This window comes from Rhizobium sp. BK212, from assembly GCF_014197475.1.
Lineage (GTDB): Bacteria > Pseudomonadota > Alphaproteobacteria > Rhizobiales > Rhizobiaceae > Rhizobium > Rhizobium anhuiense.
On sequence record NZ_JACIFS010000002.1, the window covers coordinates 1 to 25,313 of the forward strand.

The 25,313-nt window shown below is 59.3% G+C and carries 28 protein-coding genes; 13 read left to right on the forward strand and 15 right to left on the reverse strand.

All coding sequences use genetic code 11. The features are described from left to right. Positions 1–428 precede the first annotated feature (428 nt). Positions 429–629, forward strand: coding sequence for a hypothetical protein (locus FHT79_RS05000; RefSeq protein ID WP_047610309.1), 201 nt, complete (start codon positions 429–431; stop codon positions 627–629). Between the two features lie 184 nt (positions 630–813). Here FHT79_RS05000 and FHT79_RS32035 read toward each other — a convergent pair whose 3' ends face one another. The 3 genes from FHT79_RS32035 to FHT79_RS05010 form a co-directional block, all read right to left on the reverse strand. After that, a complete protein-coding gene (locus FHT79_RS32035; RefSeq protein ID WP_246713927.1) occupies positions 814–2,031 on the reverse strand; it encodes a hypothetical protein in 1,218 nt (405 codons plus the stop codon). A 234-nt stretch (positions 2,032–2,265) separates the two neighbouring features. Beyond that, positions 2,266–3,606, reverse strand: coding sequence for a DEAD/DEAH box helicase family protein (locus FHT79_RS32040; protein ID WP_246713928.1), 1,341 nt, complete (start codon positions 3,604–3,606; stop codon positions 2,266–2,268). An 18-nt stretch (positions 3,607–3,624) separates the two neighbouring features. Continuing rightward, complete coding sequence (locus tag FHT79_RS05010) at positions 3,625–3,855, reverse strand: hypothetical protein (RefSeq protein WP_246713930.1); 231 nt, start codon at positions 3,853–3,855, stop codon at positions 3,625–3,627. A 217-nt stretch (positions 3,856–4,072) separates the two neighbouring features. Here FHT79_RS05010 and FHT79_RS05015 point away from each other — a divergent pair, with 217 nt between their 5' ends. Beyond that, entirely contained in the window at positions 4,073–5,092 is a 1,020-nt protein-coding gene (locus FHT79_RS05015; protein ID WP_018242426.1) for a GlxA family transcriptional regulator, read from the forward strand. A 95-nt stretch (positions 5,093–5,187) separates the two neighbouring features. Here FHT79_RS05015 and FHT79_RS05020 read toward each other — a convergent pair whose 3' ends face one another. The 5 genes from FHT79_RS05020 to FHT79_RS05040 all read right to left on the reverse strand — a co-directional run bounded on the left by FHT79_RS05020 (position 5,188) and on the right by FHT79_RS05040 (position 9,746). Further along, on the reverse strand, positions 5,188–6,519 hold the full coding sequence (locus FHT79_RS05020; protein WP_047610311.1) for a diguanylate cyclase: 1,332 nt from the start codon (positions 6,517–6,519) through the stop codon (positions 5,188–5,190). Positions 6,520–6,705: 186 nt separating this feature from the next. Next, positions 6,706–7,536: a response regulator gene (locus FHT79_RS05025; RefSeq protein ID WP_047610313.1), complete on the reverse strand. Its 831-nt coding sequence runs from the start codon at positions 7,534–7,536 to the stop codon at positions 6,706–6,708. A 417-nt stretch (positions 7,537–7,953) separates the two neighbouring features. Then, the gene (locus tag FHT79_RS05030; RefSeq protein ID WP_028758629.1) at positions 7,954–8,568 is read right to left on the reverse strand and encodes a TetR/AcrR family transcriptional regulator; all 615 of its coding nucleotides are present in this window, start codon (positions 8,566–8,568) and stop codon (positions 7,954–7,956) included. Between the two features lie 19 nt (positions 8,569–8,587). Then, entirely contained in the window at positions 8,588–9,091 is a 504-nt protein-coding gene (locus FHT79_RS05035) for a DinB family protein (RefSeq protein WP_028758630.1), read from the reverse strand. Between the two features lie 130 nt (positions 9,092–9,221). Further along, on the reverse strand, positions 9,222–9,746 hold the full coding sequence (locus FHT79_RS05040; RefSeq protein ID WP_028758631.1) for a DUF6428 family protein: 525 nt from the start codon (positions 9,744–9,746) through the stop codon (positions 9,222–9,224). 42 nt (positions 9,747–9,788) lie between these two features. Between FHT79_RS05040 and FHT79_RS05045 the strand changes: the two genes are divergently transcribed. Genes FHT79_RS05045 through arsK form a run of 7 tightly spaced genes read left to right on the forward strand, consistent with a single transcriptional unit; the run spans position 9,789 to position 13,822 of the window. After that, entirely contained in the window at positions 9,789–10,145 is a 357-nt protein-coding gene (locus tag FHT79_RS05045; protein WP_028758632.1) for a metalloregulator ArsR/SmtB family transcription factor, read from the forward strand. Continuing rightward, positions 10,142–10,321: a hypothetical protein gene (locus tag FHT79_RS05050; RefSeq protein ID WP_028758633.1), complete on the forward strand. Its 180-nt coding sequence runs from the start codon at positions 10,142–10,144 to the stop codon at positions 10,319–10,321. Before FHT79_RS05045 ends, FHT79_RS05050 begins: the two co-directional genes overlap by 4 nt. Then, complete coding sequence (gene arsN2 / locus FHT79_RS05055) at positions 10,321–10,764, forward strand: arsenic resistance N-acetyltransferase ArsN2 (protein WP_047610321.1); 444 nt, start codon at positions 10,321–10,323, stop codon at positions 10,762–10,764. Before FHT79_RS05050 ends, arsN2 begins: the two co-directional genes overlap by 1 nt. Further along, entirely contained in the window at positions 10,761–11,465 is a 705-nt protein-coding gene (locus FHT79_RS05060) for an MIP/aquaporin family protein (RefSeq protein ID WP_028758635.1), read from the forward strand. The genes arsN2 and FHT79_RS05060 overlap by 4 nt, the downstream gene beginning before the upstream one ends. Further along, positions 11,465–11,893 (forward strand): arsenate reductase (glutaredoxin), encoded by a 429-nt coding sequence (gene arsC / locus FHT79_RS05065; protein ID WP_028758636.1) that lies wholly within the window; start codon positions 11,465–11,467, stop codon positions 11,891–11,893. Before FHT79_RS05060 ends, arsC begins: the two co-directional genes overlap by 1 nt. Beyond that, positions 11,868–12,593 (forward strand): arsenical resistance protein ArsH, encoded by a 726-nt coding sequence (arsH, locus tag FHT79_RS05070; protein WP_028758637.1) that lies wholly within the window; start codon positions 11,868–11,870, stop codon positions 12,591–12,593. The genes arsC and arsH overlap by 26 nt, the downstream gene beginning before the upstream one ends. Then, positions 12,590–13,822, forward strand: coding sequence for an arsenite efflux MFS transporter ArsK (gene arsK, locus FHT79_RS05075; RefSeq protein WP_028758638.1), 1,233 nt, complete (start codon positions 12,590–12,592; stop codon positions 13,820–13,822). Before arsH ends, arsK begins: the two co-directional genes overlap by 4 nt. 21 nt (positions 13,823–13,843) lie before the next feature. On the opposite strand, the gene FHT79_RS05080 is transcribed toward arsK, so the two are convergent. From FHT79_RS05080 to FHT79_RS05095, 4 genes are all read right to left on the reverse strand, one after another. Next, positions 13,844–14,110, reverse strand: coding sequence for a hypothetical protein (locus FHT79_RS05080; RefSeq protein ID WP_028758639.1), 267 nt, complete (start codon positions 14,108–14,110; stop codon positions 13,844–13,846). Positions 14,111–14,222: 112 nt separating this feature from the next. Beyond that, on the reverse strand, positions 14,223–16,760 hold the full coding sequence (locus FHT79_RS05085) for a mechanosensitive ion channel family protein (RefSeq protein WP_028758640.1): 2,538 nt from the start codon (positions 16,758–16,760) through the stop codon (positions 14,223–14,225). A gap of 91 nt (positions 16,761–16,851) precedes the next feature. After that, entirely contained in the window at positions 16,852–17,403 is a 552-nt protein-coding gene (locus tag FHT79_RS05090; protein WP_028757186.1) for a DUF924 family protein, read from the reverse strand. A gap of 333 nt (positions 17,404–17,736) precedes the next feature. Next, complete coding sequence (locus FHT79_RS05095) at positions 17,737–19,509, reverse strand: membrane protein (protein WP_028758641.1); 1,773 nt, start codon at positions 19,507–19,509, stop codon at positions 17,737–17,739. A gap of 265 nt (positions 19,510–19,774) precedes the next feature. Between FHT79_RS05095 and FHT79_RS05100 the strand changes: the two genes are divergently transcribed. Both FHT79_RS05100 and FHT79_RS05105 read left to right on the forward strand, forming a co-directional pair. After that, positions 19,775–20,242, forward strand: coding sequence for a hypothetical protein (locus tag FHT79_RS05100; protein WP_028758642.1), 468 nt, complete (start codon positions 19,775–19,777; stop codon positions 20,240–20,242). Between the two features lie 24 nt (positions 20,243–20,266). After that, entirely contained in the window at positions 20,267–20,770 is a 504-nt protein-coding gene (locus FHT79_RS05105; RefSeq protein ID WP_049816532.1) for a CYTH domain-containing protein, read from the forward strand. 4 nt (positions 20,771–20,774) lie between these two features. Here FHT79_RS05105 and FHT79_RS05110 read toward each other — a convergent pair whose 3' ends face one another. The 3 genes from FHT79_RS05110 to FHT79_RS05120 are packed head-to-tail and all read right to left on the reverse strand — an operon-like array spanning position 20,775 to position 23,485. Continuing rightward, the gene (locus tag FHT79_RS05110; RefSeq protein WP_028757189.1) at positions 20,775–21,713 is read right to left on the reverse strand and encodes a DUF2950 family protein; all 939 of its coding nucleotides are present in this window, start codon (positions 21,711–21,713) and stop codon (positions 20,775–20,777) included. Between the two features lie 29 nt (positions 21,714–21,742). Further along, positions 21,743–23,128, reverse strand: a complete 1,386-nt coding sequence (locus FHT79_RS05115; protein WP_047610337.1) for a DUF3300 domain-containing protein — start codon at positions 23,126–23,128, stop codon at positions 21,743–21,745. 42 nt (positions 23,129–23,170) lie between these two features. Further along, positions 23,171–23,485, reverse strand: a complete 315-nt coding sequence (locus tag FHT79_RS05120) for a hypothetical protein (protein WP_028757852.1) — start codon at positions 23,483–23,485, stop codon at positions 23,171–23,173. 323 nt (positions 23,486–23,808) lie between these two features. Here FHT79_RS05120 and FHT79_RS05125 point away from each other — a divergent pair, with 323 nt between their 5' ends. After that, positions 23,809–24,150: a DUF3302 domain-containing protein gene (locus FHT79_RS05125; RefSeq protein ID WP_028756256.1), complete on the forward strand. Its 342-nt coding sequence runs from the start codon at positions 23,809–23,811 to the stop codon at positions 24,148–24,150. Next, positions 24,150–25,307: an HlyD family secretion protein gene (locus tag FHT79_RS05130; protein ID WP_028757851.1), complete on the forward strand. Its 1,158-nt coding sequence runs from the start codon at positions 24,150–24,152 to the stop codon at positions 25,305–25,307. The genes FHT79_RS05125 and FHT79_RS05130 overlap by 1 nt, the downstream gene beginning before the upstream one ends. The last annotated feature ends 6 nt before the right edge of the window (positions 25,308–25,313 follow it).

Consider the following 25,313-nt stretch of genomic DNA (forward strand, 5'->3'; position numbering starts at 1 on the left):
CTAATCCCTTGACCAAATCCTGATCAGAAAACCATACTCAGAGGTGGCTCACTTCTCGGTGGAAAAACCGGCTCAGTTCCGCGTGGAAATCAACAGTCCGAATGATCGATTTCTGAAAAATAGTGATATTTCATAGCCTTACGGTTTTAAGCGCCGGATGCGAAAACAGTTTCGGAATGGGTGAATCAGTTTCGCTATACGTGATTTAGTTACGCTCTAGGCCGGGTTTTGTTTCGCTATAAAGCGGTTTCGACATGTCGAGGCCAGCCTAGGGCCGCCGGGCACGCTCCGATCATTCAATATCTTTGATGTTATCCATAAGCCCTATTCGTTTGAATGATGAGTTGTCTGGGGCCATATTGGCATTACGGACATGGACGAACCTCCCATCGATCCCCATGTCCTTGACCTAAGAAAGGAACCGGAAAATGACCACGCTCACCTATCGGGGTGGTGGCAAGACCCTCACCTCCAGCGACAGCCGCTTCGATCTGGCACATTATGCCCGCAAGCTCGTGCTCGCCTGGACACGCTGGCAGACGGCCCGCGAAATCGAAGCTATGCCTTTCGACATCCGCAAGGACATCGGCTGGCCGAGCACGGACGACAGCAAACACCGGACCATGTAATGAATGCGACATTCTTCCCAAGATAGGGGCGGCGTCTGCTTCGCGCAACGCCGCCTTTTTCGTCTTCCGAATTCCCGAATCTGCTTGTCGATTGTCGTTCGCCTTGCCGGCATTGGATGGCCCCGCAACTGCATATCAGGCGCAAACGCTGAGGCAGCTGGGAGCCCGCATCATACTTTCCCAATTACTCCCACCGGCTAATTCTATCGGTTTTCCTTGTAAACGCGGAAGCGAATGACTTCGCGCGGAATTGGAGCAGTTTCAGGCGACCCTGGACACTGCGCGTGTAAACAAGTTCCGAATAACCGACGTAACGATTCCAGTGCTGGGCGAAATATATGGCATCCTCCCTTTTCCGACCGATGATCGACGGGACTGCATGATAATCCACCCGGTTCAGCCGCCAGAATTTTGACGACCTGACGAGAATGTAGCGGGGATTCTGTGGGGGAACGAGCACTTCCCGTAGAGCGTCGAGAAAGCGGGACCGCTCAATTGTCGTGGCGCCCTCAAGCCGGCAGTAAATTATGCCGTTTTGGTCGAGCGTCGCCTCGACACTCACATTTCCCAACTCTGTCGTTATGACGCCCATATGATGCAGCGTCTCCAGAACGGTTATTCCCACTTGCTTCATGCTCCCTTCCAGGGAGCCGTTCCGCAGCAACAACAGACTGGCTTTGAGTGCGCCCGGCAAGCAGAAGATGGCCAGTAATGCGAACATAACGAACAGGACCAACTCCAGTTGTTGGAGCGATCGGATGTGCGTGACGCGAAAGCTGTGCAAGAATCCGTTCAAGATCATGCCGGCGAGTGCGGCGCTGTGCGCAAACAGAAACTTTGTCGTATTCCAGTTAACTAGCCCCTTGGGGGCATAGTTGCTCTCCAATGTTTCTTGCATCCTCGCAATGGCGCGTTTGCTGTGCAACGCACTATGCCAGCGGGATCTCAGTGATTTGCGGTCTGCAGCCCTCCGTTCCATCATTTTGTTGATGTCATCAACACCGCGCGCATTCCATTTGGCAGTACCCAGCATCAATCGTTGAAAACCGCTTTGGATCACCGGAGGCTCGCCAAAGGACAAAGCCTCAAACGCGTAAAATCGGCGTTTCAGCGCATCGACGTCGCTGCCCAAGTCTATTGTCATCGTGTCATATGGATCGGGCGCTTTTCTATCGGTCGATTTCCTCCCGAAGCGCAGCGGTATTCTCTGTTCGAGCTTTTCAGGGTCGATGACCGCCAGATGCCAGACGTTCGCAGCCTTCTGAGGGCTTCGAGGATCAATGCGAATGGCACGACCGCGCATCTGATTGGAGAGTACGTATGATCCCACCGTACTTGCCAGGATCAAAGTGTTTACGGACGGTGCGTCCCATCCTTCACCCAGCAAAGCCTGGGTGCCCACCAGGGCCGTGATCCCGCCGCGACTGAACAGTTCGGTGATTATATGGACGATATTGCGGCTCGGCTCGCCGCAGAGTTCAACGCTCAGAAAGCCAGCATCGAATACCGCCTGCTGATAACGGATGTGTTCGGCACCGATGCCTAGACGGTCTGCGATCTCGTCAAGAATCCCTTTTGATTCCGCCGGAATGACAACCAGGCTCCCCGTCAGAATTCCTACCTTGAGATCAAGTTCTCACCGCCGCAGCGTCTCGAAGATTGGCACGACGCCCATTCTCTCGATGGGCTGAAGGTCCGTGGGGGCAGTGGGCAGCGCATCCTTCCTTATATAGTCGGAGAGGATAACCATACGGAGTTCGTCACGCATCGACGCGCTTTCGAGCCGGGCAATATCGACGATCGCGTTGAGCTTGCTCACGCTTGATACCAGCAGCTTCTGAACCGATCGTGGATCAGTCAGTCGCACTCTGGCGTGCTCCACTGCCCTAATTTCCCTCAGCCTGTCTTGCTGGCAGCGGATTGCCTGTTCAGCTTCTTCGAAATCACTGCGATAGGTGTAGATAGCGCCGTTCAGCAATACCTCTATCCATTCAAGCGTCAAATCCGGTACTTCACGCGCCTTGACGCCGAGAATGTCGAGAGTCGACTGCGGCATGTCGACATATTGTGATTTCAGGAAGATCAGCATGCTGGAGAAAAAGCGTGCATCGTCCAGTATATGCTCCACATTCTCGATCGGCTGCGTAATCCATGGATGGCGCAGAATTGCCTCCTTGAATTCTGCACTCTCAAGCAGCGTTTCGATGAAGTCTCCGATCTGCGCACGAAACTCGGCCAGCTTCTGTGCTTCCAGCGCACTCGGCAGGCTGAAGTGGACATAATCCTGATGCGGGCAAAGATCGCCTTGCAACACAAGTTCCGGCACGGAAATTTCACCGTCGATCGGCCCGCAAAGCGCCTGATAGCGGTCCCATTCCTGAGGATCTACATCATAAGGAGGCGTCGCTGTCAGCGCGACGACTGTGGGCTGACCTAGTGCTTCCTTGAGCATCGTCAGGGCCTTCCACCACTCGTTTCTAAGATGGTGCGCTTCATCGAGCACAAGGGTGCGAACCTTCTCCTCGCGCAGCTTCGCGATGATTTTCTTACTCGCCTTCTCCGTTTCCTGCTTGCCTGGTTCACCGACTTGCGCCCCGTCGCTGCCCTCCTCTTCACCGTCGGGAATTTCTTCTTCGGACGGATGGCCCGAGAACGCCGCATGCAGAGCTTGATAGGTGATGATCGTGACGGTTCCGGGCGCTCTCACATCGTGGGAAATCCATTCCGGTTCGGCAAGGTCGGCGGGCAGGAACATCGTGCGCAGCCGATGCGCCCATTGGTCCCGGATGGTCTTGCTCGGAGCCAGAATCAAAGTCGCCTCACCGAGCCTGCACATCACTTCAAGACCTAAAACCGTTTTACCGGAGCCGGGTGCCGCGACAATATGCAATCCGTCATCGCCTAAGAGATTTGCAAGATCATCAAGTATCTTCTGCTGATATGCTCGCCACGTGCCCTGAAAAGCGAGGTCCTTCATTTAATGCTGCCTTTTGGATTAAATGCGACGAGTCGTTGTGGAACCTGCGACTAAAATACTCTTCGGGAAACACAGCACCATCTTGGCGTGGGTCATGCAGCGCCAGTTATGCTTCCCGCATGCCTTTTGGCTAAATTTCAACGACAGCGCAATGACATCAGCTGGCTGCAATGAATGCGACATTCTTCCCAAGATAGGGGCGGCGTCTGCTTTGCGCAACGCCGCCTTTTTCGCGGCCTGACTGTCCATTCCCAAGCCCTTTTCAGTCTTGAATTTCAGTCTCCCGTGAATCTGTCATCTGCGCTGTCCCCGGCCATCCCGATAGTTTGACCGGCCCAAACGTGGGCTATGTCGCATATTTGCTCTTCCCGGCCGCATTTTTCCATGCCAGTGTCGCTTTCAGGACATCGGCGCGACGCATTCCGCGCAACGAATGTGTCATCGCCCCTCGAGCATGGATTTCGCTATGAATAGGATGCAGATCAAGAAGCGTTCACTGGTCTTCTTTATGGTACCGCAATTCACCATGCTGCCCTTTTCGGCGGCCGTGGACACGTTGCGCATCGCCAATCGCATGCTCGGCTATCAGGCCTATACCTGGCGGCTGACCTCTGTCGACGGGGAAAAGGTCTATTCTTCCTGCGGCATCGGCGTCGAGGCCAATTCCTCGCTTGCCGAGGAACGTCGCCATCTCGGCGGCGAAAACCGGCCGGGCATGGTGCTCGTCTGTTCCGGCATCGATGTCGAGCAGTTCAACAACAAGTCGGTCAATGCCTGGCTGCGTGAATGCTACAATCGCGGCGTTGCCGTCGGCAGCCTCTGTACGGGCGCGCATGTGCTTGCCCAGGCCGGTCTCCTGAACGGCAAGCGCTGTGCCATCCACTGGGAAAACCTGCCGGGCTTTTCGGAAGCCTTCCCGCAGGCGGAGGTCTATGCCGATCTCTACGAGATCGACGGCAATCTCTATACTTGCGCCGGCGGCACCGCCTCGCTCGACATGATGCTGAACCTTGTCGGCGAGGATTTCGGCGAAAGCCTCGTCAACCGCATCTGCGAGCAGCACCTGACCGACCGCGTGCGCAACCCGCACGATCGCCAGCGACTGCCGCTGCGCGCCCGCCTCGGCGTGCAGAACGCCAAGGTGCTGTCGATCATCGAGCTGATGGAAGGCAATCTCGCCGAGCCGCTGTCGCTGATCGAGATCGCCGACGGTGCCGGCCTCTCCCGCCGCCAGATCGAGCGGCTGTTCCGCCAGGAGATGGGCCGCTCGCCGGCCCGCTACTATCTGGAAATCCGCCTTGACCGCGCCCGCCACCTGCTGGTGCAGTCCTCGATGCCGGTCGTCGAGGTCGCCGTCGCCTGCGGCTTCGTCTCGGCCTCGCATTTCTCCAAGTGTTATCGCGAACTCTACCATCGCTCGCCGCAGCAGGAGCGCGCCGAGCGCAAGATGACCATGGCGACCGCACGGCAGGCAGTTGCCGCCTGAGGCTATAAGAGGGCCGTCGCCGCTTGAGACGTTGGGAAAGGCCTGTCGCCGTCTGATGTGAAAGGCGGCGGCTTCACCCCCGCGCTGGGATGGCGTTATTGCGCCGCCTCTTCCGTCATTCTGGCGTCGGAATAGACCTGGTTTCGGCCGCGGTGTTTGGCCATGTAGAGGAACTGGTCGGCGGCGTTGAGGTAATTCTCGAAAGTCTCGTAACCGCCGATTTCGGCAATGCCGATCGAAATCGTAACACCGAGTTCCTCGTCGTCGGCCGTAACCTTCAGCCGCGAAATGTCCGAGCGGATCTCGTCGCAGAGCTTGGTCGCAGCAGCGGAATCCATCTGCGGAAAGAGGATGGCGAATTCCTCGCCCCCGAGGCGCGAGAGAAGATTTTCGCTGCCTTCGAAGATCGTAAACAGCCTGTTTGCGACAGCCTTCAGCACCTTGTCGCCGATCTCGTGGCCATAGGTATCGTTCAGCCGCTTGAAATGGTCGATATCGAGAATGGCCACGGAACTCGGCACCTTCAGCCGCAGGCACTCGTTCACCAGCTTCGGGCCGTTGTCGTAGAAATAGCGGCGGTTATAGAGGCCTGTGAGATAGTCGCAGGCCGCCGCCGCCCGCAGCTGCCGCATCTGCGCCAGCGTCTCGGCATTGTTGGCGATGCGGCATTGCAGTTCCTCGGCGACAAAGGGCCGGTAGACGAAATCGCTGGCGCCGGCCTTGAGGAAACTCGCCGAAAGCATGCGGTCGTTGGAGGCGGAAACGCCGATGACACGCAGCCTGTCAGAACCGAAGCGATGGCGGATGCGCCGCGTCAGCTCGTAGCCGCTCATATCGGGCATGTGGTGGTCGGTGACGACGAGTTCGATATCGCTGTAGGCCTCGAGCGCTGCCAGCGCCTCGAGCCCCGAACTTGCCTCGACGACGAGATATTGCTGCGCCTTCAGCAGGTCGACGAGCACCTGGCGCGCCGAGGCGACATCATCGACGACGAGCACCCGCGTCTTGCGGTTGGAGATCGCCCGCCGGACGGTGGCGACCAGATTGTCGAGCGCGAATTCATTGTCCTTCAGCACGTAATCGATGACATTGCGCTCCATGATCTTGTTGCGCGTGTTGAGATCGAATGTCGCGGTAAAGACGATCGCCGGGATATCGTGCTCGATCGTGCAGTCGAGTGCTTCGCCATAGGGCGAATCCGGCAGGTTGAGATCGACGACGGCCATGGTGTAGCCGTGACCGTCCTCGGCAAGTTCTTTGCGAAGAGCCTTCAGTGACGGGCAGGATTTGACGGCAAGGCCGAGCTCGGTCTGGAACCGGTGACAGAGCACGGCAGAAAACATCCGGGAATCTTCAACCAGAAGTATTTTTAGCCCGCCGGAGCGGAGCCCAATGCCATCTCGCTGAAAATCCGCTTGAAACGCCACAGCCGCTATTCCCCCATACGTCCGACGGGCTCGACTCGGCCCTCTCCCCGGGGCGGACGATAGCCGAGAGGCTTATGCGCGTGAAGGGGACAAATGAAAGCGACATTACCTCTAATTGCAAAAATTCGACGACTGTCCCCGACAGTCGCCTCCGCCCCCCTGCCGATACCGATGCCGGAAGAGCCGTCAGGCAACCGCCCGCTCCTTGCGCATCGATTGAATTTGCAGCAGCGTATCGAGGTTCTGGTTGACGCGGCAGTAGAACTCCTCGTCGATGAAGGGACGCAACATGAAATCATTGCCGCCGGCCTTCAGGAATCGTGCCGAAAGCAGCCGGTTCGACGAAGAGGAAACGCCGATGATGCGCAACTCATGCGAGCCGATATTGGAGCGGATGCGCCGCGTCAGCTCGAAGCCGTCGATGTCGGGCATGTTGTAATCGGTAATCATCAGGCCGATATCGCGATTGGCCTTCAGGATCTCCAGCGCCTTGCCGCCGTTCTCGGCGACGCTCACACGGAAATTGTAACGCTTCAGCCGGCTCGACAGCAGGGCGCGCGCCGTCGCACTATCGTCGACGATCAGCACATGGTGGCGATGATTGGTCAGGAACCGGCAGATCGATTCCGCCAGAAGGTCGACGGCGAAGATATTGTCCTTGAGGATATAATCGACGATGTCCTTGGCCATCAGCTTGTCGCGCATGCCTTCGTGGAAGGTGCCGGTAAAGACGATGGTCGGGATGGAAAGATCGACCAGATACTCGAGCGCTTCGCCGTTTTCGGCGCCGGGCAGGTTGATGTTCGAGATCGCCAGCGTGATCGGATCGGAAGACTTGTCGTAGGAAAACTGCAGATCCTCGAAGCTGCGGCAAATCTCGACATCGATGTCGAACAGCTCCTTGAGGCGTTTGCTGATCATCGAGGTGAATACGTTGGAATCTTCCGCGACAATAATGCGCGCGCCAGCAAACATTTCCCCGGAATATTGCATCCCCGAAATACCTAGAAACGCCATAGCAAACCTTTGATGTAAAATCTGTCCCCGGATCAAATCGATACATCAATTGATTTGAATAATTATTAATCAGCGCGCCGGGATATGAAGCGAAGAAGCGGCCCGATGGGATCGCCCCCGATTTCTTGCAGATATGCTTAAGAAATCAGGCGCGAAGCACCGCACTCTCGGCATCGAACGGGCTTTGCCGACAACGTCACATTACGAAGATCGCCACGCCGCAGCTTGTTCCCCTCATAATATAGCCTTTAGAGTGGCTGGACGGACTTGCGACAGGATTTCTGCCTTGCTTTCCAAAGCGTCTTCGTTGCCTCGTGCAGATCTCAGCAATGGAGCCCAGGCTATTCAACACGACCTGGCCGGGTGGATGCCGGATGTGGCAAGTGCCCTCCGGGGTCATCCCTGGATGCCCAGCGCTTAATCCATACCTGACGGCAAGCCCAGCGAGCGCAGGAAATGCGCCTCGATCGCGCGCAGCAATTGGGCGCGAGCAGCCGGTGTCTCGCCGATGCCGGGCCGATTGACCACACCGTGCAGGGCATTGAACAGGAACACCGCCGTGAAGCCGGGATCGTCGACCGACCAGGCATTCTCGCCAGCGCCAGCGGCAAGCAGTTCGCTCAGATGGTCGATCAGGATGTTGCGCGAAAGTCCTTCCTTCGTTGCGGGGGGTGCCGCCACGAAGGCGAGATGATGCAGCCCGGCCGCATCGAGATAGCCGGTGGCGCATGCCGTTGACCAGGCTGCCAGCTTGCCGTGCCAATCCTCCTGCCCTCGTCCTTCGATCGCCGCGACGATGCCATCCAGCACGCTTTGCACGAAACGGGCGCGCAGCGCCTGGAGAACATCGGCCTTCGAGGAGAAGTGCAGGTAGAACGTGCCCTTGGCGACCCCGGCCCCCGTCGTGATCTCCTCGATCGTCGTCTGCTCCAGGCCTTTTTCCAGAAAAAGCCGCTCGGCCGCGATCATCAACTCGTCGCGCCGCTCTTCGGCGGGCTTGGTTCTCGGTTTTGAAACAGGATCGGCCGGCATCGACGGGACTGCTCCACTCTCATTGACGGCGCGCGGGATCGGTCCTGTGCAGGTAGCCGGTAAACACGTCGCGCATTGCGGTGCTCTCGATATCAGGCAGCAGGCGACCGACTTCACCGCGATGATAACCGCCATGCGTCACCACATGGGCGAGCATCTCTTCGCGAGACATGCGCCCGCGTCCGCCATCGGTGAAGGTGAAGTCGACGACCTCCTCCATTTCCTGAAGGCTGATCCGCGAGGTGTAATCGATATACCAACGGTCGGTATCCCGGATATCGGCCGACAGCTGCGCCAAAGGCGGCGTTTCGCTGCTCCAGCTCGCCGCGTAGGTATGACCCAGCCCCTGAAGATTGGCAACGAAGATGCCATCGACGAGATGAGCGTGGTTGAGCACGCGAAGCGCCGACCGAAACGCGTCGGAAGGCGCGTCAGCTTCGAGCGCGTTCAAAGCATCGAGAAGCTCATCGTCGACGCTGGCTTTGTATTGGAACAGAGAGTTCAACAGGGTCTGCGCGCTCATTGCGATCTCCGGGCGTGAAATGGATGCCGCCGGTAGTAGCCGACAGTCTCGATTTATATGACTGACTGGTGGTCAGTCAATACTTTTTCAATTTCACTGCTACCGCTGCTCTGCCGCGATCTCATGAGTTTTACGCGCAGCAGCCGCTCTTTGCCGCGGCCGGACCGCAGCAGGCGGCTGCCCTGCTGCTTTCCTCCGCCAGCCAGCGGTCGCGCGGCTTGCAGCTTGCCGGCCGCGGCGATAGCTCGACATGCACGGCGCCGGCGCTGAGAATCGGTCTCGCGGCGCAATAGAGCTGCATCGGCCGCACGCCGTCACTGACCTCGAAGGTGAGCTTGGCCGAACCGTCGAGCTGCACATGCTCCGTCACCTTGCGGATGATGGAATAGAACTTGCCGGCCGGCATATGTGCGCGGTCGCCTTCCTCGATGTCCCAGAGCTGGATGAAGATCTCCGCCCATGCCTCGGGATTGGCGCCGCAGTCGAGGCCTGAGAATTGGCCCGCCTTGACCTCGGTGACATGATAGCCGGGCTTTACCGGCTTGCCGTCGTAATAAAAAATCAGCGGAGAATCCTTGGCGCCGCCAAGCATCTCGAGCAGCAGGCCGAGATCGATGTCGTTCTCTTGAATTTTGCTGTTGTCGATGATCTTCATATCAGTTAATCCTTGCTTCAACAGTTCAAGGATTATTGAAATATGGATCAACGTCAAGCCCTCATAGCGTTCGGCGCGCTGTCGCAGGAAACCCGCCTGCACATCGTCCGTATGCTCGTGGTTTCGGGTCCCGGCGGTATGGCGGCGGGCGCGATCGCGGAGAAGGCGGAGGTCTCGCCGTCCAATATCTCCTTCCATCTGAAGGAACTCGAACGGTCCGGGCTGATCGCGCAGCAGCGTGAATCCCGGTCGATCATTTATACCGCGAACTACGAGGCGCTAGGTGGCCTAGTTCGCTTCTTGATGGAAGATTGCTGCTCCGGGCATCCGGAAATCTGTGCCCCTGCCGCGAAGGTCGCGGCCTGCTGTGCGCCAAAAGGGAAGGAGAAACTGCAATGACCACTGATCGCGTTTACAATGTGCTCTTTCTCTGCACGGGCAATTCTGCCCGCTCGATCCTGGCGGAATCGATCCTGCAGCCTCTTTCCTCGATCGACAACCTCGCGCTTCAATCGCACCTGCATCAGATCGGCGCCATGGAAGGCACGACAGCAAAACCGTCCAAGGCCGGCTGATGGGTTTCGATTTGAACCAGCAGGCCTTGGAAGGGCCCGATGACAACCTTCGCGCCGTGCTCGCAGCCGCCGGACTTCCGGTCGATGACCTCACAGACCCCGGCCGAAGCTTCTACCGGTTTTCGCGCGGCGGCCAGACGGTCGGCTTCGGCGGACTGGAACTCTATGGCGAGGCCGCACTCCTGCGTTCCATTGTCGTGCTGCCCGATCAGCAAGGCTTTGGCTTCGGCCATACGATTACCCTTGCCTTGCTCGATCAGGCCCATAAGAAAGGTGCTGCTGCTGCCTATGTGCTGACTGAAACGGCCGCCCCGTTCTTTCAATCGCTCGGTTTTCTTCCGATCGCCCGCGATGATGCGCCCGCCGCCATCCTGACGACGCGCCAGGCCGCAAGCCTGTGCCCGGCATCCGCCGCCTTGATGGTCCGGAGCCTGCCGGCATGAGCGCGCCAGTGTTTCCGCTGTCTCGACGACTCGCCGCCGAAGCCCTGGGCACGCTGTTGCTGGTGGCAACCGTCGTCGGATCCGGAATCATGGCGGATAGCCTGACGAACGATACGGCGCTTGCGCTGCTCGCTAATACGCTGGCAACGGGGGCGGTGCTTGTCGTCCTCGTCACCATCTTGGGCCCGATTTCCGGCGCGCAATTCAATCCGGTGGTGTCGCTGGTTTTTGCGCTCCGGCGCGAGCTGCCCGCCTCTACCCTTCCGGCCTACATCGCCGCGCAGATCGTCGGCGGCATTGCCGGAACGATGCTCGCCCATGCCATGTTCGCTCTTCCCCTGCTGCAGGCCTCGGAAACCGTGCGGACCGGCGGCGCACAATGGCTCTCCGAATTGACGGCAACCTTCGGCCTCGTCTTCGTCATCTTCGCCGGTGTTCGCTTTCGCGCCGATGCCGTGGCATGGCTGGTCGGCCTTTATATCACCGCCGCCTACTGGTTTACCGCTTCCACGTCGTTTGCCAATCCCGCGGTCGCGATTGCCCGATCACTGACGCACACATTTTCCGGCATCCGCCCGATCGATCTACCGGGTTTTCTCGTTGCTGAAATCCTCGGCGCATTGCTGGCGCTGATGTTCGCGGGATGGCTGTTGATGGAATCCCGCAATCCTGAAACCCTGACCAAGACGGAATCTGCCTGATGACTATCGATGTGACGATCTATCACAACCCGGAATGCGGCACCTCGCGCAACACGCTGGCGATGATCCAGAACACCGGCATTGAGCCCAATGTGATCGAATATCTGAAAAACCCGCCGTCGCGCGAACAGCTGATCAAGATGATTGCGGATGCAGGATTGAGTGTTCGCGAGGCGATCCGCGAAAAGGGCACGCCCTTTGCGGAGCTCGGCCTCGACAACCCCGACCTTACCGACGACCAGCTTCTCGACGCCATGCTGAAAGATCCGATCCTGATTAACCGCCCCTTCGTCGTCACGCCGCTCGGCACACGCCTGTCGCGGCCGTCGGAACTTGTCCTCGAAATCCTCCCGGAAACGCATAAGGGCGCCTTCACCAAAGAGGACGGCGAGAAGGTGCTCGATGCGGAAGGCAAGCGCATTGTCTGATCTGCCCGCAGCATCTCCGATGCATCTGCATCAGCCGAATATGGATGCACTCAGGCCGACGTTCTCGACGCACAAGCCTCGCATCCTGATCCTTTATGGCTCCCTGCGAACGGTGTCCTACAGCCGCCTCCTCGCACAGGAGGCCGCACGGCTGCTCGAATATTTCGGCTGCGAGGTGCGGATCTTCAATCCCGAAGGTCTGCCGCTGCCTGACGAGGAACCGGCGAGCCACCCAAAAGTTCAGGAACTGCGCGAATTGTCGGCATGGTCGGAAGGCCAGGTCTGGGTCAGTCCTGAACGTCATGGCGCAATGAGCGGTATCATGAAAGCGCAGATCGACTGGATTCCGTTGTCGGTTGGCTCGGTGCGGCCGACACAAGGCAAGACGCTGGCGGTGATGCAGGTCTCCGGCGGTTCCCAGTCGTTCAACGCGGTCGGCCAACTGCGCATCCTTGGCCGCTGGATGCGGATGATCGCTATCCCCAATCAGTCCTCCGTCGCCAAGGCTTTCCAGGAGTTCGACGCGAACGGCCGTATGAAACCCTCATCCTATTATGACCGCGTCGTCGACGTCTGCGAGGAACTGGTGAAGTTCACACTGCTGACCCGTGATGCCTCGAACTATCTGACCGACCGCTACAGCGAACGGAAAGAGGAAGCCGAAAAGCTCGAACAGCGCGTCAGCCTCAGGTCCCTATGACAATCAGCGCCGAACGACCGCCGTTAGCCGCCATCGCCGCACTCGGGCTCACGCAGATCATCGGCTATGGCAGCCTCTATTACAGCTTCAGCATCCTCGCCCCTGACATGGCCCGTGATCTCAACTGGTCATCGGAATGGATCTTCGGCGCCCTCTCCGCGGCGCTTCTGATCGGCGGCCTGGCCGCACCGCTTATGGGCACATGGATCGATCGCTTCGGCGCGGGCAGGATCATGACATCAGGCTCGGCGATTGCCGCAGCCGCCCTTATCGCCTGCGCCTTCGCACCGGGAAAGATCGCTTTTATCGCGGCATTGATCGGCATCGAGGTCGCCTCGAACCTGGTGCAATATGGCGCCGCCTTCGCCTTGCTCGTGCAGATCAGGCCACGGGTTGCTCAGCGCAGCATCACCTACCTGACGCTGATCGCCGGCTTTGCCTCGACCATCTTCTGGCCGATCACCACGGCGCTGCACGCGCATCTATCATGGCAGAATGTCTATCTGATCTTCGCCGCGCTTCATCTCGCCATCTGCCTTCCCCTTCACGCCTGGCTCTCCCGTGGCTTCAGCGAGACCAGGAAACGGACCGGAGAGGCGGCCGCAAAACACGTCGAGCCGAGCCTTCAGCCGTCGGTGCGCCGGCCGGCCTTTATCCTGATGGTGACGGGCTTTGCTTTGGAGAGCTTCGTGAACGCGGCACTTCTGGTTCACATGGTGCCTGTGATGTCGGCACTTGGCCTCGGCGCCATGGCAGTGGTGGTCGGAACGCTCTTCGGCCCGTCACAGGTGCTCAGTCGCCTCATCAACATGGTCTTTGGTGAGAGCTTGTCGCAAGTGATGCTGGCGATCATCTGCGCCGTCCTGCTGCCGGCAGCCCTTGTCATCCTCATCGCCACCGCACCCTCGGTGCCCGGCGCTCTGGTCTTTGCAGTCGTCTTCGGCCTCGGTTCAGGCCTTAACAGCATCGTCTACGGAACCTTGCCGCTCGCGCTCTTCGGAAGCGATGGCTACGGCCGGCGGCAAGGACAAATCATGTCGGTCCGTCTCGTCGTCGCCTCGATGGCGCCGTTCGCACTCGCCTTCCTGATGGGCAGTCTCGGCGTATCATGGTCACTGTCGATCGCAGCATTGCTCAGCACCGTCGCCGTCGCCGCATTCTTCGCCATTCTGCGGCTGACGCGCCCGATTGCCCGGTCGGAAGCGGTTCCCAATCCCGGAGAAGCTTGAGCGCATCAATCAGTGCAGTCGCTACTTGACGACGGCCGAGCCCTTGACGATGTCGATAGTCTCGCCGCCGTCGAGTCCGATGCGGTCGCCGTCGGGCGTCGTCATGAAGCAACCGGAGGGGCAGAGGCTTTCCGAAGCGCCGGCATCGACCACAACCTCGACGCGCTGGCCGCTCTCGGTGATGACGAGCACGACGGCCGCCGGATCGGTGTTGGTAACGGATGCCGCATAAGCCGCGGGCGCGGCAAGCAGCGGGACAAGCAGAACGGCGGCAAATCTTGCCATCATGTGCGGCGGCGCTGGCGCGCCCTCCCCTCGAACGATCGGTGCTGCCCCCGGCAGCGATCCCGATGGAAGGGATCATGCACGCACACCCGTGAATGATGGCTGAATGACCCGTTCAGCTCTTGAGATTGCCGTCCGCCGTCCGGCTGCGCAATTGCCGCACCGGCCGCTCTTCCTCCTCCATGGGCTTATCCCCTGGATTTTCTTGGTCGCCCTTCCGATCCCTGCCCGCATCGACAAGGACGGGAGGAGCCTCTCGATGGATGGTGAGATCGCTCTGCGGCAACGGGATCTCGATCCCCTCGGCCTTGAAGCGCTGGAGGATCTCAATCCTCAAATTGTTGCGCACCGTCATGCCGTCGCCCATGTCGGCGAGGAAGAAGCGCAGCTCGAAATCCAGCGAATAGGGACCGAAACGCAAAAATTCGACATGCGGCTCGGGATTGCGCATGACGAGCGGAATCTTGGCGGTCAGTTCCAGCAGGATATCCATCACCTTCTGCGGATCGGCGTTGTAGCTGACGGATACGGGGATTTCCGAACGGCCGATCTTGTTGCGATGCGTCCAGTTGCCGACGAGCCCGTTGATCAGCTCCGAATTCGGCACAATGATCGACTGCTTGCGGAAGGTCTCGATCTCGGTGGCGCGCACCGAGATACGCTTGACTATGCCTTCGGCCGTGCCTGATACAACATGGTCTCCGACCTTGAACGGCCGCTCGACGAGCAGGATCAAGCCGGAGACGAAGTTGGAAACGATGTTCTGCAAGCCGAAACCGATGCCGACCGAAAGTGCTGAGGCGACGAGCGCGAAGCTCGACAGATCGATGCCGGCCGCCGAAACGCCGATGATCGCCGCGATGCCGACGCCGAGATAGCCGATGCCTGTTTTGACCGAATTGCGCACGCCGAGATCGACATGGCTTCTTGCCATCACATTGCCGTCGAGCCAGCGCTGCAGCCAGCGTGTCAGCAGGTAGACGCCGGCAAACAGCAGAATCCCGGTGCAGATGCCGAGCAGCGAGATGCTGATGCCGCCGAGCCTGACCTCGGTGAACAGCCGGTAGGCGATCAACTGCAGATCCTGCACATGGAAGCCCCAGAGCAGCAGGATCAGCGGGATGCCGACGAGAAGCGCCACCGCATAGATGGCAAGGCCGACGAGCAAGCCGGCCTGGTCGATCGCCACCGGCCCAAGCTTGAAGCGGCGCGTCAGGAAGCTTGCAAAGAAGGTGTCGCCGAAGCTTTCCTGCTTTGATATCGCCTTGCCGGAGAGCAGGCCGACATACATGGTGGCAACGACCGCGCCGGTGATGATGAGCTGCGTGGCGACGAAGCGCGCCAGCCCGACATAACCGCTCAGCGCGGTGAGGATGAGACCGGCGCCAACGACGCGCAGGATGATCCCCATGCCGCGCGGCCAATGCCGGCCCGGCGCATCGGGATCGCCGTTCTTCGCCAGCATCGGTTTGCCGAACGAGGCCGCGATCAGGATCAGGCCAATGATCAGCGCGGCAATCAGGCTCCTGACCACGGTCAGCACCAGCGGCGAGCCCATCGCCTCGCCGATCGTCCCGAACAGATAATCGAGCGCGTTGACGATCGCCATCGCCAGCAGGCAATAGCCGATCGAGCGTGCGCCGAGATTGGAAAGCCGGACGAGCCGCCAGCGAGGTTCGTCCGGTGCAAAGATGGCGTTGACGAAACGGCCGACGAAATAGACGAGCCCGATCGCCGCAAACAGGGCGCCGATGACAGGTGCGATGTCGGGCCGCAGAACATTGAAACTATTGAGGAAGAAGAACGAGGTGACGAGCAGTACCGAAAGCGCCAGGGTGCGGATCAGCGTCGACCAGAAGGCGATCGACAGCCGGCCGATATAGGACGGGTTCTCGATCGCCTCGTCCCGGCGCAGATACGAGCCGAACAGCCGATAGCTGCCGGATAGCAGAATGAGCGCCGAAGCAAGCGACAGGAAGATCGCGGCAAACAGCGGGAACCGCTTGAACTTCCAGACGAAAGAGGCCCAGCTCGACAAAGCCTGCGAGAATTCGCTGGCCTCGTGCACGAAAGCGCTCACGGCATCGTCGAGCACCGAGACGGAGATCTCGGTGCGCCTGAAAAGCGTGTCGGCGAAAAGCCGCCGCCGCATTTCGATGATTTCGTTGAGGAGCTTCGTCACCGCGATCGACAGGTTTTCGGCGTCACCGGTCACCGCGTTGATCTGCGCACGCTCGGCAGTCAGCGCATTGCGCTCGTCCGTGACAATCTTCGCCTCGGGCGGCTGCCCGTCCTTCGGCGGATCGCCGATCTCGGCAAGCCGGTTCTTGATCTGGTCGAACCGCGGCCGGAGATTGACCGATATGGTGATGACGGCGCGGCTAAGCTCGTCAGCCTTGGTGGCGAGCCCGACCAGGGCATCGTCATTGTCGGCACTCTGCTTGGCGCCGTCCTGAAGCGCCGTCAGTTGGACCTTCGCCTTGTCGATCTCCTTCGCCGCCTGATCGAGTGGCGTATCGGTAAGCGGTGCCTCCTGCGCGGCAGCCGGTGCCTGCGGCTCCTGGGCGAAGGCCGCAGCACCATTGAAATGCGCGCCCGCGACCGCCAGCGTCAGCAGAAGAATGGTGCGAAGCAGGATCGGTCTCAGCCGCAAAAGCGCCTCCGGAAGGGTTGTCGTCAGGATAGAATGCCTGCTTGTCATAGCAAAGAAAGGCGACAGAAAGGCGGAATATCCCCGGAAAGCCTCAGAAACCGGCATCGGGCCTGGAGAGATAGTCGCGCTCCGCCGCCGTCGACTCCCGCCCGAGCATGGCATTGCGGTGCGGAAAACGGCCATAGGCGGCGATCACGTCGCGGTGGCGGATCGCATAATCGCGATATTCCTCATCGCCAAGCGCGGTGAACAACGCCACCGAACGTTCCTGCTCGTCAAGGTCTTCGGCATGTTCGAAGGGCATGTAGAAAAAGGTGCGGCATGCCGCTTCAACCGCCTGGTCGGCGCCTGCTGCGAGCGCGAGCTTGGCTTCCCGAAGCGCCAGCCCGTCGGTCGCGACGGCAAGCGGGGTGCCGCGATAGATATTGCGGGGAAACTGGTCGAGCACGATGACGGCCGCCAGCCGGCTTTCCGGGTCGGCCCGCCATTCGTCCCGGACGCCCGCGGCAAGCGCCAGATGGGTATCGCGGAAGCCTTCGCGGATCTCGGCGTCAAGCTCCGGCGTCGCACGGAACCACAGCTCCCGGCCGCATCTGACGAACCAGAAATCATAGACTTCCCCAGGCCTGCGGATCGTCGTCATGCTTCCTTCCCTAGAGTGAATGGATTCAATTCAATCAATTAAATTATTGTAAATATTGGAAATTTTTATAAAATCAACCCCTTATTCGGCTGCCGGCACCTCTCCCCGTAAACGGGGCGAAGAGGATATGCCGCGACCTCTCCATCCCCGCCCCGTCTCGTTTGGCTCGTCCCTCGTCCCGTCAGAACACTAAGGGATTACACATCTCGCAAGGCCCAACCAGCGGCACATGCTTTGAAGTATTGTAGGCCATTGAAGAAGGTGATGGGGCCCGGCAGCTTGGAGGAGGCAGCCGCTCCAGCCTCAGAGCTTGGCGATGATCCAAGCTTCGCCCTATTGCACAGACAGGCCAGCGGCTTCAATTCCCGAAATAAAACGCTTTTGATCTTCGGTCCGCGCCAGCCGCCTGGCGACCTCCTGTCTGATGTTCGGGATCAATGCGGGTGACTCGCGCCTGATCCACTCAAGCTGTTCCTCTGCTTGCTGTTTTTTTCCAAGCGTGCCGAGAATGGAGAGCAATACGAGACGATGCATCGGATTGTAATTGAGGTCCGACATGCGCGACCATAGTTCCGCAGCCTGCGTATCGCCCCGCATGAAGGCACAGAGCGCCATTCCGACCTCGTAATATCCGCGTGGTCCGGCATTCTTGCCGACTGCCTCCGAAATCAGCGTGCAGCCTCTATCCCATTCCCCCGACATCGACAGGCGCAGGCCGTATTCACCTGCCACCTCGGTATCGTTCGGATTGCTGGCATAGGCGGCAGCGCCGGCGCTCAGGGCTCCGGCCGGATCATTGCCGAAAAAGTTGGCAAGCATCAGTGCCTGAAGAGCGCGTGCATTCTTTGGGTCGAGCCGCACGGCCTGCTCGGCAAGTTCCTTCGCGAGGTCGAGCGTGGCAGCCGTCGATTTCGTGTGAAGTTGGTATGAAAAGCGGAACTCGTCGAGATGAATCAACGAAAGAAGGGCGAAGATATTGGAATCGGACGGCACTTTTTCCACGGCCTGCTGCAGGCAGGATTTTGCCACCTCGTGCGCCTGCACGGTCATTTCGCTGCGGTAGCTATAGTAGGATAGAACGCATGAAAAAGCGTCCGTGCTTCCGGCGATGGTCGCGGTATCGGTCTGGAACATGACGCCGAACGGACGCGCGACCGCCGTCGCGATATCCCCGGCAAGGCTCGCTTGCGTTTGTGGGATGCCTTGCACCTTCATGTCGGCATCATAATTACTTGCCCAGATGACGGCGGCATCCGCCCGCCGCACGAGTCTGGCTGTCGAGCGCAGCTTGCTGCCTTCGAGCCGCACACTTCCTTGGAGGGCATAAAGCGGCTGCGACAAAACTTCGCCGGTTCTATTCCGCGGCATGGCGGTGACGACAACGATATCATTGAAGCGGACCAGCTTCTCGATGATGTCGTCGGTGATGCCGCGAGAGATGTCGGAGGCAAGGCTCCCGTCGGAGGCGCTTTCGAAACGCTCGACGATAATGGTAGGGCGATTATCAGCTCCTGATATCGTTTCACGCTCCGTGCTCGGCGACCCGACCTGCTGAAGGAGGGCCGCCGCCGAGGCCAGGACGATCACCGCAACTGCCGCAAGAAGCCAATATCGGCCCGGCGATAAGCGCCGGTCCGCCTGGTCCCGGCTGATCGTATCCGCAGCCGCACTGATCTGAGCGTTATTGTCGTCTGACGAGCTTGGCAGATCGGACTGCTTGAGCGGCGAGATATCATTGGGTTCAGCGCTGCTGATGACATCGAAGACCGGCGCGTAGCCGCCCTTGGGGATGGTGATGATGATCCGGTCCGCGTCGCCGGCGGTCAGGTAGTAGTGTTCCAGTTCCCGTCTCAGCCGACCGGCTTCGATGCGAACGCAGGGATCCTGTTGGGCATCGAAGTTCGCGTCTCTGCCAAAAACGGCCTGTGCGATGGTAAAGGCCTTCAGGTAGTCGCGACGGCCTGCAAGCGTTTCCGTGACCACGAATTCAAGGAAACGCCTTGCCCGTTCGGGAAGGCGGAATTCCCGGCTGGAAAGAATGCGCTGGAGTTGCTGCTGCACCTCCTCCTGTGAGGCGGTGACCCTGTTTATGCCTGCACTCGTCATCGGTTCCCCCAGACTCCGATTGCGAACAACCAGCTGCACGCAGTCCTAAACAGTAGTCCCCGTCAGGCGTGACGGCAATGCCGCCCAGCCGAATAACCTAACCAATGCTGACCGGATCCCATGAATAGCCAAATGACGGACGTAAGTCACAGTTTACGAAATGCCCGCGTAGGATACCGTATTCTACCGGCACCGACATGTATTTTACTGCCTTAGGCTCCACGCGCGCTCTATCATCGCCATGTATTCTCTGGAGGAGCCTGCGATGACATCACCTGAGACCTCTACACCCCATCCCATGACAAGCGCAGAGGAACTGCGCAAACGCGCTCTGGAGCTTCAGCTTGTCGAGATGGAGCGCAGCGAAAAGATCAAGGCGCGTGAAGCAAAGAAACACGCGGAGTTCGTCGAGGATTTTTTCCGCAAGCAGATTGGCGAAGCGGAACGCGCCGTCATCAAGCGGCTGGTCATGAAAGCGGCCGCAGACGGCAAATATGAGGCGCTGATTTACAGCTTTCCGTCGACCTTCTGCACGGACAGCGGCCGGGCCATCAACAACAACCTGTCCGGATGGCAGAAGACACTGCAGGGAAAGGCAAAGGAACTCCTCGAACTCTTCGAGGAAGTTGCCAGACCGCAGGGTTACGGGTTGAAGGCCATGATCATCAGCTTCCCGGACGGCATGCCGGGAGACGTCGGCTTCTTCCTCACTTGGGAGCCGCCCGTCGAGTGACCGGCAGCAGATAGAGGCATCAACTTGAAAGCAATCGAGATCGAGCGCAAATTTCTCGTGCGTAACGATAGCTGGCGCGATTGCGCCGGCATGTCGCATGTCCTGCAGCAGGCCTATCTGTCTCGAGATAAGAACTCGGTACGTGTTCGCTTGATCGACGACCGTTCTGCTTGCCTGACAATCAAATTCCACACAGCAGGGCTCGCCAAGGACGAATATGAATACGAGATTCCTGTCGAGGAGGCACGGGACCTGCTTCTCCATGCGACTGGCCACGTCATTGAAAAGACCCGCTACCGGGTTCTGTACGAGGGCAGAAACTGGGATGTAGACGTCTTTGCCGGAGTCTATGAAGGATTGACGCTCGCCGAGATCGAGATAGCGAGCGAAGATGATCTTCCGGCCCTGCCGAAATGGCTTGGCCGGGAAGTCACGGGCAACAAACGCTATTCCAATCGCGCCATGGCGGTTGCATCATGCAGCCGCCCCCGGGTGCATGGGGCGGTTGACGACCGCGCCGCGCTGTAAGACCCTATTCGCTTACAATGGTCCAATTGGCGTCCGGATTGAATTCCTTGATCGCGGCGGCGCGCTGCTCCGTTTGCGGCCCCAAATCGCGTTGATAGATGACGCTCATCCCGTTGACGACAAAGGTCTGCACGCCGGTCACCCGATATGTGACCGGCCAGGCGACGAGCGCAAAGCCACCGGTCATATAACCATTGATGACGTAGCTTTGTTTGCCGCCCAGTACATTGTCGCCCTGGGCGGTCAGGATGCGATAGCGGTATCCGAAATAACCTTCCCCACGTTTGGCGGCGCCGAAAGCGGCCGTCTCGACCAGCGCGCTTGCCGGGCTTTCCTCTGCAGAGACGCTGGGGTCCCAGTAGAGGCCGTCCAGCTTGCCCGGGCTGCTGATCAATTTTTTGGCAAACTCGTAAATACCGTCACCGTCGCGATCGTCGGACACATATTGATACTGCGCAGCCACATATTCATGCATCGTGTCGATCGTCGCGAGTTCGTTTTCGCCGATGCGCCGATTGATGATCTCCTCGAAGCCGCGCTGCGTGTCGAAGGACCACTTCCCGTCCTTGTCCTCAGTCAGCGGAAACGGCAGAGGCCAGAGTCGATTACCGATCACGACGATCTTGGCACCTTCGACGTCTTTCAAGCTCATCTGTCGTTCGGCGCCTTCCCGGATCAATCCATAAGCGATCATTGCCTCGTTGCTCGAGCGCAGCTTGTCTGCGTTCAGACCGAGCAGATCCCCAAGATCCCCGATATTGTTGGAGCCGAGCACCGATTTCAGCCGATCGAGTGCAAGAGACGGGCTGTCGAATTTCGGTGAGGGCGTTGCCGCCTTGTATTCGGCGAGATCCGTCTGCCCCTGCGAAAACGCCGGCTTCGTCGGCATCGTGCAGAGCGCTGTCGCAAGCATGAGCGGGATTACCATCGATTGACGTCTCATGATGTAACTCCATGGGCTCGTAAGGGGTGTCATCGCCGCCCGCCGCCACCGCGGCCGCCACCGCCACCGCGGCCGCCGCCGCCGCGAGACGGCATCGGGCGCGAGTGATGCTGGGGACGGGCTGCCGGGCGATGAGCGCCCATGCTTTGCGCACCTCGTTTCGAGGCGACGGTCTGCTGGCGGCCGGACTGCACGTTGCCGAGTGCGCTCGACTGGCGCCCGCGATTGTCGGGCCGGGCAGCCATCTGCGGTTTGTTGGGTTTCTTTACGGATTTCTGGGCGGGCTTGGAGGGGCGATTGGCCGATTTTTGAGGACGGGTTTCGGGCCGGGATACGTTCTGACGATTGGCGGCCGTCGGCCTGTTCGCCTGCGGTTTGGCCTTCAGTCCTTGCGCCGTGTTTTTTCGGATATCTTCCGCGCGAGCGGCCGTCCCGCGATTGCCCGGCCTCTGGCCTGCCTGGATATCTGCGGCTTTGTTTCGCAGTTGATTGCGATTGTCGGCCTGAAGTCCCGATTTGATCGACGACCGATCCAGCTTGGCAAGCTGGTCTTTGCCGATGCTCAGCTTGCTGCGGTCGACATTCGCCCAGTCGACGTCGTTCCACTTCATTTTTCCGTTGAAGTTGCGATTATTCAGACAATTGTTGCAATCGATGTCGATATCGCCGTCCCAGCGACCACCCCATACGCCCCAGTCGTCCCAATTGACGACGGCGGCCCAGGCAAGCCCGGTGACCGCTCCGGCAAAGAACGCGGCACCCGGATAGTAGTAGCTGTCGTAATAATCGGGATAATAGGAGATCGGCGCCGCGGCATAGTCCGGTTCATAAAGCATTTCCGGCGGATATTGCGGGATATAGATCTTCTCGGGATCGGTCGGACGGATAATGATGTTGTCGTTTTCGGTGACGACCGTCACCTTGTCATCCGTCTTAATGATGTTCTTTGCCACCGCCTCGTCGCGAAGCTGCTGGATGGCAATCAGCACGTCCTTCTGCTGATTGGCGAGCGCATCGGCGAGTGATTGAGTCCAATCGAGATCCTCGCTCATCATCTTGACAATGTCAGGGTAGTTGAGCAGCGAAACGACGCTGCCGTCCCAATCGCTTTTGGGCTTGAGATCGGCATTTTTCTTTTTCGCTTCCAGGAAACGCTGCGCTTCGATGATCTGCAGGGGAAAGAGGGAGGCGGCCGAAATCGCCGCGACCAGTTCGTCCGGATAAAGCGCGATCCGCGCCACCAGCACCTCGAGTTCATCCTCCGAAAGAAGGGCAGCCGCGGGTTGTTCTGCGCTCGACTGGGTGGGCGCCGCAGCCGGCGCAGGGGCCTGTGCTCGCACGGGGAAGGCTGGCTGCAGTGCAATGATCGCCAGAGCTGACAACCCACCAAGCAGTTTGCGGGAAATTGCTTTCATCGCACATTGACCTCCCTAGATTCAGTTGAATGACGGATGCGTTCACGGAGATTTCGGGCCGATGGCGGGTGACCGCCGGAGCACTACAATTTTCGACTGTGAAATCGCCTCCCTCATCTCTTTCAACAAGGCATCGACCAAGCCTGCATATTCCAGCCGCCGCGCTTCTCTCAACGTGTCGGGCAACTGTTCGACATGCGCCAAAGCCTGCTCCGCGGCAGCGAGATCCTCGCACATGCTATGAAAAGCCTCATCGACGTAGAAAAGCCGCTGCACCAGCCTTGCCTGGTCGGGAAAATAAGCCTCTGCCGTTTCCAGAGCGGACAGATATGTCGAACCACTTTCTCCCGACGCCATCTCCGCCCCCGCCGACGAAACTGCGCTAAGCAGTGTGGAAACTATATAACAGGCGGACCCGTCTGGAGACGTAAAATACGCGATCCTACGGTGGCTGGCTTCTGAAGGACGCATCCCATGCCCGATACGAGACGGCGAACGGGTTTCGTCTCGCCGATCTCGCTCCTTTCCTTCGAGCGCAGGCAATTCCCTCAGACGGGTCGCCCGCGAACGCCCCGATAGAGATTACGCGATGCTACGGGCCTTTGCGCCGAAACGGGCCTACAATTCCACCTTCGCTTGCGATCGACGGCTCGGGTAGACCAAGCCGGAAGGGAGGGGTCGTGTTTCTCGACTATTTTGCCTTGGGCGTATTGGCCTTTGTCGTGGTCACCCTCTTCTATGCCGTGATTGCCATTCACGACATTCCGCATCTGATCGCCAAGGCGCGCAATCACCCCCATCAGGATGCCATCCATGTCGCTGGATGGGTCAGCCTCTTCACGCTTCATGCGATCTGGCCGTTCCTGTTCATCTGGGCGACGCTTTACCGTGAAGACCGCGGCTGGGGTATCCGGCAGGACGGAAAATTATCGGCGGAAGCCGAAGCGAATGCGGAAATTGCTCGTCTCCATGCCCGGATCGCCGAGCTCGAGGCGCAAGCGCCGGAGAAGGAGACCGCCTGATGGATCTGCTCCTGATACTGACCTATGCCGCGATTTGCTGGACGATCTTCAAAGTATTCAGGATTCCGGTAAACCAGTGGACGCTCGCGACGGCCGTTCTCGGCGGGATCTTCCTCATCTCCACCCTGCTGCTTTTGATGAGCTACAATCATCCCTATTCGAGCGACGGGCGCATCTATTTCACTTCGGCTCCCGTTATTCCCGTCGTCGGGGGGCAGGTCGTCGAGGTGCCGGTGACACCGAATGCACCTCTGAAGAAGGGCGACATCCTTTTTCGCATCGATCCCCGGCCCTATCAGTTCACGGTTGATCAGAAGAAAGCCGCGCTCGCCGAAGCCGAGCAGTCCGTTCTGCAATTGAAAGCGGCCGTGGATGCAGCCAACGCGGCAGTCACGGGCGCCGAGGCCTCAAGGGACCGGTCCCGGCAGGCATTCGAGAAATTCCAGCAATCGAACGAGAATGCAAAGACGAATGGCAGGGGCGCCGTCTTTTCCGAACTCGAGGTCGAAAACCGGCGAGGCATCTATCTGACGTCGGAAGCTACGGTCGACACCGCCCGCGCACAAGCCGCGCAGGCAAGGCTCGCCTACGAGTCTGACATCAACGGAACGAACCCGACGGTTGCAAGGCTGCAGGCGGAGCTGAACAATGCCGAATACGAGCTTGATCAGACGGTGGTGCGGGCGCCGAGCGACGGCTACGTCACGCAGGTCTTCCTCCGCCCTGGAATGATGGCTAATCCCCTTCCGCTCAGGCCGGTCATGGTCTTCATCGACAGTCAGGACCGCATGCTGGGGGCAGCCTTCATCCAGAATTCGCTGCAGCGCGTCCACGTCGGCGACGAGGCCGAGGTCGCCTTCAAAGCCGTACCCGGCAAGATATTCAAGGCGCGGGTGCAAGAGGTCATCGATGTGATGGCCCAGGGCCAGCTGCAGCCGAGCGGCGCGCTGATCGACCCGCAATCGCCCGAGCGCCTATCGCCCGGACAAACGCTGGCTCGGATCGAGTTGCTCGAAAACACCGATGATTATCAACTGCCGGGCGGCGTGGTCGCGGAGGTCGCGGTCTACACCCACCATTGGCACCATGTCGCCGTTCTGCGCAAGGTGCTGCTGCGCATGAGCAGCTGGATGAACTACGTGTTCCTTGAACATTGATACATC